Annotated in this window: 2 protein-coding genes; both read left to right on the top strand. The window is 56.4% G+C overall.

What is annotated here, in order from left to right:
* A partial coding sequence (locus tag G544_RS0117975; RefSeq protein ID WP_027275863.1) for a phage virion morphogenesis protein occupies nucleotides 1–257 on the top strand: 257 nt, incomplete at its 5' end.
* A 168-nt stretch (nucleotides 258–425) separates the two neighbouring features.
* Nucleotides 426–1,504, top strand: a 1,079-nt coding sequence (locus G544_RS0117970; RefSeq protein WP_027275862.1) for a phage protease, incomplete at its 3' end; no start/stop codon positions are given.

The following is a 1,504-nucleotide window of genomic DNA, read 5'->3' as shown; positions in this document are numbered from 1 at the left end:
TGGGTAAAAACGGCAAAATGTTGCAGCGTTCTATGGGTGGGCTTGCCATGTCGTTGACGCCCGACTTTGATGCTGTTAGCGCCACGATTGGGACAAACAAAGTCTACGGTGCGTTGATGCAATCCGGCGGCACATCGGGGATGCCCCCCGGCCCGTCGGCGGTTCCGGCTCGGCCTTATATGGGGTTGTCGCCGGAAGGTGTCACGCAGATTGTCGATATCATCAATGAAACGCTCTCTAAGGCATCGAACGGCTAAACCTGACATAAGCCTTGTCTAAAAATAGTTAAACGCGCCTTGAAGGTTTTAAACGGGGTTTAAACGGGGTATTGTATTCCGTGCCTGACCTTCGGCGCATTTTCTCCCCTTTCATCGTGTGAACCACCCCAAACCCAATCACTTGTCATCCTCCGCCATCATGGCGGTATGAAACGAAAAAACGCTCAACATATCGGCTTTGCCGTCCTCACTGCGACACTACAGTCCTCTTCCGATGGCTGGTATCAACTGCTGCCTGCCGGTGAGTTTCGTGCCCGAGACGGTCGGCCGACAGATGTCGAGCGCGGCTGTTGGTATATCGACGCCGATGTTGCTGCCCGTTTTATTGCCTCGACGGTGGATATCGGTCAGCCGGTATTGTGTGACTACAACCATGCCACGTTGCGCGAACAAGACCCAACGATAGCTCCACCGTCAGAAGAAACCCAATGGCGCGCCGAGGCGGCGGGCTGGTTGACTGACCCGGCGACTCAAATGCAGTGGCGTGAAGGGTTAGGTCTGTTTGTTCGCCCTACGTGGACGGATGACGCCAGCGCCGCTATCGATGCCAAAAAGTGGGCGTTCCTGTCTGCGGTTTTCCCCTACGACACCGTCACCGGTGAACCGCTTTTCCTGCGTATGTTCGCGCTGACCAACGACCCCGGATTAACCGGAATGCAATCCCTTGCCGCGCTGGCGGCAGCTTCGCTTATTGACTCCCCCCTTAAACCAACACAGGACACTGCTGTCATGAATGATTTGTTACGACTCATTCTCGTCGCGTTGGGCATCATCGCCACCGACGACCAAACCGAGTACACCGAGGAGCAGCTCAAAGAGCTGGTTGCCACCGCGACGGAAAAAATCACCGCACTGAAGACAGCCTCTGAAACGGCGGTCGAGGTCGCGGAGGTTGTTGAGTCGCAGCCCACCCCTGAGGCGGTCGCTGAGACGGTCGAGCAGGCCGTTGACGATAACGCCGACGCTATTCAAGAGGCCGAGCAGATTATTGCCGAGGCCGAGCTGCACGGTGTCGACCTGTCTGTTGCCGTACCGGTCACTGCCTATATGCGCCTGCAAAAGAAACTGACGACGGCCCAGCTAGGTAATGCTTCGCTTAGCGCCTCGCAAATCATCGCCAAGGCACAAGCCAGCGGTGCCATTGTTGCCTCTGAAGTGCCGTATTTCACGGCGCTGGCAAGACAGCACGGTGTAGCTGCCCTTAATGCTCAACTCGTTGGGCGTAA

The sequence above is a fragment of the Leminorella grimontii ATCC 33999 = DSM 5078 genome (assembly GCF_000439085.1).
GTDB classification, from domain to species: Bacteria; Pseudomonadota; Gammaproteobacteria; order Enterobacterales; family Enterobacteriaceae; genus Leminorella; species Leminorella grimontii.
This window is presented reverse-complemented; position numbering and strand designations above follow the sequence as displayed.